Source organism: Lactobacillus sp. M0403 (assembly GCF_016101265.1).
GTDB classification, from domain to species: Bacteria; Bacillota; Bacilli; order Lactobacillales; family Lactobacillaceae; genus Lactobacillus; species Lactobacillus apis.
In genome coordinates, this window is the sequence record NZ_JACFQV010000001.1 from 1 (window position 1) to 9,059 (window position 9,059).

General features: G+C 42.9%; 2 protein-coding genes. Both read right to left on the reverse strand.

Annotated features, from left to right (window positions below):
• On the reverse strand, positions 1-4,694 hold a 4,694-nt coding region (locus H3T48_RS00005; RefSeq protein WP_198187608.1), incomplete at its 3' end, for a DUF1542 domain-containing protein.
• Positions 4,695-5,251: 557 nt separating this feature from the next.
• Positions 5,252-9,059 (reverse strand): SLAP domain-containing protein (locus H3T48_RS00010; protein WP_198187610.1); only part of this gene is annotated, 3,808 nt, incomplete at its 5' end.

Here is a 9,059-nt window from a genome sequence, read left to right on the forward strand (position 1 = left end):
ATGCTAAGTGCTTGAGCTATACCATCACCACTAGTTGCACTATCAATATTACTCTTGACAGTTTCACCCAAACTCTTTGCACGATCCTTTTGTTCTTCTTTTTTAGCTGTACTTAAGTATGGATCAGCGTCAATTTGACCTTGGACTCTTGCCACTGCATCATCAATATCGCCCTTAGCAGTAGCTTTTGCATTATCAAGATTTCCTGGCTGATATGCCGCTGCTATTGCTGCTTTACCATCTTCAAGGGCCTTGTCCACTTCTTCAAAGCTTGTAGCACTATCGATGTTGTTCTTAGCTGCCGTTCCTGCTGCTACTGCTGCTGCAGTTTGGGTAGTCTTGGAACCTGAATCTAAGTCTTTATCACTTGAAATCAAGTTCTTGCAATCAGTTACTGCAGTATCAATTTCTTCTTTAGCGGTCTGCTTTGCATCATCCACTGTACCTTCAACATATGCATTTTCAACATCAGTTTTACCAGCTGCTAAAGCTTGAGCTACTGCATCACCAGTTGTTGCAGCCTTAATCTTGCTCTTAGCTGCTGCACCTCTGTTTTCAGCGTCTGCTATTTGCGCTGCTTTCTTGGCAGCTGGTAGACGCTTATCTGCATTTATCTTAGCTTTTGTAGCTGCTACTTTATCATCAATCTCGCCATTAGCTTTCAGCTTGGCATCAGAAATATTACCTGATATATATGCATTTTCAACATCTTTTTTACCAGCTGCTAAAGCTTGAGCTACTTCTTCTCCAGTTGTTGCGGCAGTGATCTTGTCCTTAGCAGCAGCACCTGCTGCTTCAGCGTTTGCTATCTGGGTAGCTTTGTCAGTAGTTGTTAATGCTGAATCCTGATTAATTTTATCCTTAGTGGCTGCTACTGCGTCATCAATTTCACCTTTAGCATCGCTCTTTATTTCATCTAGTCCAAGTATTACATGAGCCGCTGCAACTGCTTCCAAGCCATCATGTAGAGCTTTTTCTAGTTCGTCACCAGTTGTAGCTAAATCAATGTTATTCTTAGCGTCTTCTCCAGCCGCTGCTGCATTTGCCTTTTGCTCTGTCTTTCTTGAATCACTTAAATTACTATCACTGTCAATAATAGTCTGAGTGTCTTTAACCGTCTGATCTATTCTTCCCTTAGCTTTCAGTTTTGCATCTGCCAAGTTAACTGACGTGTGAGCTGCTTCAATGTTCTTTACGCCTTTGTTATATGCATCAATTACTTTATCAGCAGTATCTACTGCTTTTTGATCAATTGCCGCCTTAGCATTTTCTCCAGCATCTTCTGCCGCTTTACTTTGCTTAGCTCTCAGTGTGCTATTTAACGTAGTATCTTTAGCGATATCATCTTTTACGCTTGAAACTGCTTGATCAAGCAAATCCTTATAGCTTTGTTTGAAGCCTTCAAGTGATCCTGGTACATGTGCGCCCTCAATATTAGTTGCTGACTCTTTATTGTTCACAGCGTCATCAACTATCTTGTTTATAGCGCTGACAGTAGTTGCACTATTAATTGCAGCAATTGCTGCTGTTGCACGATTGTCTGCCTCTGCATTTTGCTCTTTCTTTTTGGCTTCACTTAGAAATTGATCATTAGCAATTACTATATTTTTAACTCTCGCTAATTCATTATTGATAGCTGTAATTGCATCACCTCTTAGAGTAGACAAATCTGTGTATTTGTAAACCAAAGTATACTTTTGCTCTGCTGGTAAGTCCTTTTGACTTGGCATCTCAAAGGTTGATCCTACTGATACTGGAATCCCGTTTAAAGTAACCGTTGCGAGCGCTTTGTTTGGTATTTCAGGTCCTTCTGGAATTGTGATTGTATCTCCAGTTCTACCCTTAATTACTACTGGATTTGCTGGAGTTAAGGCAGCACTATTTTCATCAAGATAAGTTGGAACAATTTCTTGTTCGTCACCCTCAACATACAGTACGACTGTTGGATTAGTTTCTGAAACTAACGTTGTTGCGGGTTGGTTAGCTGCATCAGTCTTGTAGTGGTAACCTACTGGCACATTAGTTTCTGTATAGTACTTGTTTGTCCAGTCAATCGTATTACCGTAGTTTGCGGTAGCTAAGCCGTTATCTGCTTCTGTTCCCTCTACATTCTTTGGTACTAAAGCCTTCTCCGGATGATTTACATCTACATATTTATAGGTTACGTTTTGTTTAGCACCGTAAACATAAACCTTGTAAGTGTATGAACCAGTGTCCATTGGGATATAAGCCAAGTTTGCCTGACCATCAGCGTCACCTTTATCAGCTAAACCTGCACCACCGCTTTGCTTATCGGTCTTAGCACCAGCATAAATTTGCTTGCCTAGGGCCCACATGTAACCAGCTGGAATATGATCAACAATATCTTGACTAACTAATGGAATTTGTTTACCAATATAAGCATCTTCATATGGCGTATCCTTGCTGCCAAATGGTAATTCGTAATCTTGCCCTACTTGCTTACCTGATTGATCAATATATTGAATCTTAACCTTACCAGGTGTAATTGCATCTGTTTGTAGTTCACGGGTGGTTGTAGTCATGATTTTGGGATCAATCACACTACCAGGCGTTGCTGCAACTGACACTTTTTTATTTGTGACAGTCATGTTGGTAAACTTACCAGAATATTGACCGGCTGGCATACTAGTGGATGTATTCAAGCCATCCCAAGTTCTAATACTTGAGTTATTAATCCTAAAAGTACCAGCTCCACTAACAATCCCCTGTCTAGTAGCACCAGCTGTGGTTTCCGTACCAATCGCCAAATGTAATTGTTTTGGTGAAATGAAAGTCAAAGTGGATTTGCCGAGAAGATTAATAATTGGCGTAGAAGCAATATTTTGGTTAATGTCCATCTCAGTTCCGGCATTGAAAACCATCGATTGGGTTCCCCTCAACCGAATTGCACCTCTAGTAGCTTTTGGTATATCTAATTTAAAGTTTTGACCAAAAACATATTGTGCCGCGGCATCAGATGTATTACCAGCGAAGAAACTTTGGAAACCATCTTGCATCCAATAAACATCATCTCCGACTTTGATTCCATTAACATAACCAGTTATAGCCGGGTAATTAGCTGGCTTGCCTTCAAGCGTTGCAGCCCGATTGGACGACCGATCACCCATTACGAATAGGTTACCTTCACCTACTGAACCTTTAGCAGCCTTAGATTTAAAACTGAATTCTCCATTAGTAGATGCACTAGTTGGATCTGCTGGATCCACTGGAACAGGCGGATCATCTGGATCATCATCATCTGATATTGCACCAGGAGTTCTTTCCATGATTACTGAACTGTCGTTAGCAATATATACGGATGCTCCTTGATAAATCTCATTAGCAATCGTAAATCTGTTTGCACCTGAAAATGTTATTCTCGAGCCTCTTGCAACAAAACCACGAATTGCGTGATAGCCTGCTCCTAAAGCATTAGACGTACTGAGAGTAATATTATCAACATTAATAGCTAAATGATTACCACCAGTAGCTCCACCCATATAGAGAAGAGCTTTATTTGTCCCATCTGTTCCAGTAAATCCTTGCTTATAATTAGTATTAATCAACGTAAAGTAGGTAATAGGCGAGGTAGCAGTTGATGCATAACGGAAAAACTTATTACCTAAGTCAACTGTATGTCCGTTACCATTAATTACAACACTTGAACCGGCAGTACGAGCATCAAGAACCACACTAGCATCGTAAGTAATATCACTAGTAATGTTTATGTAAGTAACAGCTGCGTTATTCCAAGCTGCAGCTAATTGTGCAAGCGTTGCAACATCAACAGAGCTTGACTTGTCTGGATTAGTTACTTGGGTTGGCACAGGAACATTTACAGAAGTTTCGGTCTTACCACTTGCTTGACCTAGAAGATCATTAAAAGCGGGACGCCCTTCATCTTTATCGCCAGCAACAGATGCTTCACTTGTATCAGTTGCTGGTTCATCTTCTCTGGTAGCCACACCAGCTAATTTAGCTGATTCGGTATTTGCAACTGAATCAGAAGCAACTAGCGAAGTGGTTTTTTCACTAGTATTTTTAGCTGATGAACTAACAGAATTAGTATTTGCGTCATCTGCTGTCTTAAAGAATGAACTAAGTCCATTGAAAGTTGATACAGTTACTTTTTTAGCAACTGGCTTTTGAGCCTTGTTCACTTTAGGTGCTTTTTCAGCCTTTGCCTTAAGTGGCTTGGTTATAGAATTACTGTTTGCAGTAACAGTTTTGCTTTGATAGCTAGCTTCAATAGCAGCAACGGCATTATCTAAAGTTTCTTTAACACCTACTAAATCAGTAGCTTCACTAGACTTAGTTTTGGCAGCACTAACCAAGCTATCAACAGTTGCGATTTGTGCAGCTTTGTCATCTGCGGATAGCTTCTGATCACTATTAATTTTTGCTTTTACACTATTAGCTTTGTTATCTAAAGTAGTAATCGCATTCTGCTTAGCAGCAGATAATGATTGCTCATCGACTTCCTTCTGAGCATCCTTGTCTGGCGTTTTCGCATCACTTTGGGCTTCAACTTCAGCAGCCTTAACAGGAGTTGATGCCACATTATTCATGTAGACTCCACCCAATACGAATGATAAGAGTGAGTAACTGACTAACCAGCCCTTCTTACCCTTATGCATTCTATAATTGGTATTTTTGACTTCTTCAGTTGGATTGGATTTATTGAATTTTTTCATTGATGTCCTCTCAAACGTTACATTATTAATTTACTTTATACTCTATGTATACAGGATAAATCGTAACATTTTTATTTATAAATATAAAGATGTTTTTATATTATTTTTATATTCAAACATAAAAATGCTAATATAACGCTAAATCCAGCAAGCATAATTACATATTTTTCATGATGTACTTGCTTTTTTTATGATAATTTCAGACATAAACGGCTATTTATCAGCTTTTTATGCTGTTATCCGCAAATGATAGATAAAAATAAATAACACTAATTATAATTTATTTTTTATATATTTATTTATTAATTAAATATATATATTAATAAAATGTTTTTTAAATATAACTAGTGATGATATTTTTTGTTTTTGATAAATATATATGATTTACACTTATAAATTCATTTTTGTTACCAAACACTAATAAATATAGTTTTTGTCTAATACAAAACATAAAATAACGTTAATTAAGCAAAAAAAAGAAGCTCTTATCTTAAATTAGATAAGAGCTTCTTTGCTTTAACTAAATAGCTACTGTGTTCTAAATAACTAGTTTAGCTTTATTCAAATGCAGTTTGCTTAATAAATTGCTTGTTACCGATTGAGTAGTATGCCTTGCCGTTAATAGCGACAATTGCACCGTAGGTTTGAACAGTCTCACCTGCAGTTTTGGCAATCTTACCAATTCGATTACCGTATTGGCTGTATACGTAAGCTTTGGTTGTTAATACACGAGCTTTACCAGTTACGTTACTACTGTCAACATACTCATCTTTGTCAATTTGGATGAACTGACGACCATTAATAGTCTTAGTCTCACCCGTTGTGATTTCGGAATCAGCTTTTATGACCAACTTATTAATCCGTTGACCTTCACCGTTATAAATGTATGCATCGTGACCTAAAACAGCATTAGCTGTTACTCCTGCTGCAGGTACATTATTTGCTTCCAGTTTTACTAGACCGAAGTTTGCTGCCTTCACATAGCGGTTATTATCAATGATGAAGTAGGATTTGCCACGAATTATTACTGGATCGCCGTAAGTACCAATCTTACTGTTCTTTCTCAGTACTGCGCTCCCAATTCGTTTGCCATCCTTTTTATATACAAATGCATTCTTCTTTAATGTACGTTTTTTAACTCTAAAGTTATTTACTGCGACAAACAAACCGTTCTTGAGTTCATAAAATTCACGATTACCAATCGTCCGAATGCCGTAGGTTGTCAGGATTGAACCCTTCTTAGCTATTAACAAGTTAGCACGTTTACCTTCCTTATTGTAGAAATAGGCATTATGTGCCAGCTTTCTGTCAGCAGCCTTAGTCAGATCAACTCCAGCAGTTTCTGCAGATGTTCCTGTACCAGTTTCGGAACCGTTTGAACTAGAGCCATTTGAGCCCGAGCCATTTGAGCCCGAGCCGTTCGAACCTGAACTGTTTGAGCCGGAGCCATTTGAGCCGGAACCGTTGGAACCTGAACCGTTTGAGTCCGAACCATTTGAGCCCGAGCCATTTGAGCCTGAACCATTTGAATCAGAACCGTTGGAGCCGGAGCCATTTGAGCCTGAACCATTTGAATCAGAACCGTTGGAGCCGGAACCATTTGAGCCTGAGTCATTTGAGTCGGAGCCGTTTGATTCTGAACTATTTGAGCCTGATCCGTTAGATCCTGAGCCGTTGGAGTCAGAGCCGTTCGAGCCGGAGCCATTGGAACCTGTGCCATTTGAGTCTGAACCGTTCGAGCCTGAACCATTGGAGTCGGAACCGTTTGATCCTGAACCATTGGAGCCGGAGCCATTTGAATCGGAACCGTTGGAGCCGGAGCCATTGGAGTCAGATCCGTTAGATCCTGAGCCGTTGGAGCCGGAGCCATTTGACTCTGAGCCATTTGAACCTGAACCGTTCGAACCTGAGCCATTGGAGTCAGAACCATTGGAGTCAGAACCGTTGCTGCCTGAACCGTTGCTGCCGGAGCCATTGGAGTCAGATCCGTTAGATCCTGAACCATTTGAGCCGGAGCCATTTGAGCCTGAACCGTTGCTGCCTGAACCGTTGGAGCCGGAGCTATTGGAGCCGGAACCATTTGAGTCTGAGCCGTTGGATTCTGATCCGTTCGAGCCTGAACCGTTGCTGCCGGAGCCATTTGAGCCGGAACCGTTGGAACTGGAGCCGTTGGAGCCTGAACCATTTGAGTCTGAGCCGTTGGAGCCGGAACCGTTGGAGTCTGAACCGTTGGAGTCTGAGCCGTTCGAGCCGGAACCGTTGCTGCCGGAGCCATTTGAGCCTGAACCATTTGAGTCTGAGCCGTTCGAGCCGGAACCGTTGCTGCCGGAGCCATTTGAGCCTGAACCGTTTGAACCTGAATCATTTGAGCCGGAGCCATTTGAGTCTGATCCATTTGAGTCTGAACTATTTGAGTCAGAACCGTTGGAGCCGGAGCCGTTAGATCCTGAACCATTTGAGCCGGAATCATTTGAATCAGAGCCGTTGGAGCCGGAGCCGTTAGATCCTGAACCATTTGAGCCGGAATCATTTGAACCTGAACCGTTGCTGCCGGAGCCATTTGACTCTGAGCCATTGGAGTCAGAACCGTTTGAGTCCGAACCATTTGAGCCTGAACCGTTTGAGCCGGAGCCGTTGGAACCGGAACCATTTGAGCCGGAGCCATTTGACTCTGAACCGTTTGAGTCTGAGCCGTTAGATCCTGAACCGTTGGAGTCTGAGCCGTTGGAGCTGGAGCCATTTGAGCCTGAACCGTTGGAGCCGGAGCCATTTGACTCTGAGCCGTTTGAGCCTGAACCGTTTGAGTCTGAGCCATTTGAGCCGGAGCCATTTGAGTCTGAACCGTTGGAGCCTGAGCCATTTGAGTCTGAACCGTTTGATTCTGAGCCATTTGAGCCTGAACCGTCGGATTCTGATCCGTTAGATCCTGATCCGTTGGAGTCAGAGCCATTTGAACCTGAACCGTTCGAGCCGGAACCGTTGGAGTCTGAGCCGTTCGAGCCTGAGCCATTTGAGTCAGAACCATTTGAGTCTGAGCCGTTTGATTCTGAACCGTTGGAGCCGGAACCATTTGAATCGGAACCGTTTGATTCTGAACCGTTCGAGCCTGAGCCATTTGACTCTGAACCGTTTGATTCTGAGCCATTTGAATCGGAACCGTTGCTGTCGGAACCATTTGAGCCTGAGCCGTTGGAACCTGAACCGTTGGAACCTGAGCCATTTGAACCTGAACCGTTTGAGTCTGAGCCGTTGGAGCCGGAGCCATTTGAGCCGGAACCGTTCGAGCCGGAGCCGTTTGACTCTGAACCATTGGAACCTGAACCGTTTGAGCCGGAACCGTTTGACTCTGAACCATTGGAACCGGAACCGTTCGAGCCGGAGGCATTTGAGCCTGAACCGTTTGAGTCTGAACCGTTTGAACCTGAGCCATTTGATTCTGAACCATTTGAGCCCGATCCGTTGGAACCTGAACCGTTTGAGTCTGAACCGTTGCTGCCGGAGCCATTTGATTCTGAACCATTTGAGCCTGAGCCATTTGATTCTGAGCCATTTGAGCCGGAGCCGTTGGAGTCAGAGCCATTTGATTCTGAGCCGTTTGAGCCGGAACCATTTGAGCCGGAGCCATTTGAGTCAGAACCGTTTGAGCCTGAGCCATTGGAGCCGGAGCCATTGGAGCCGGAGCTATTTGACTCTGAGCCATTCGAGTCAGAACCATTTGATTCTGATCCGTTAGATTCTGAACCGTTCGAGCCTGAGCCGTTGGAGCCTGAGCCGTTGGAGCCTGAGCCGTTGGAGTCGGAACCGTTTGAACCTGAGCCATTGGAGTCTGAACCATTGGAGCCGGAGCCATTGGAGTCTGAACCGTTGGAGTCTGAACCGTTAGATCCTGAGCCATTTGAACCGGAACCGTTTAATTCTGAGCCATTTGAACCGGAACCGTTGGAGTCTGAACCATTTGAACCGGAGCCATTTGACTCTGAACCGTTTGAACCGGAACCATTGGAGTCTGAGCCGTTGGAGCCTGAACCATTTGAGTCAGAGTCGTTTGAGCCTGAGCCATTTGAGTCAGAACCATTTGAGCTTGAGCCATTTGAGTCAGAACCATTTGAGTCAGAACCGTTTGATCCGGAGCCATTTGATTCAGAACCATTTGAGCCTGAACCATTTGAACCTGAGCCATTTGAGTCAGAACCGTTTGATTCTGAGCCATTTGAGCCGGAACCATTTGAGTCAGAACCATTTGAGCTTGAGCCATTTGAGTCAGAACCATTTGAGCTTGAGCCATTTGAGTCAGATCCATTTGAGTTTGAGCCATTTGAACCTGAACCGTTTGATTCTGAGCCATTTGAGCCTGAGCCATTTGAG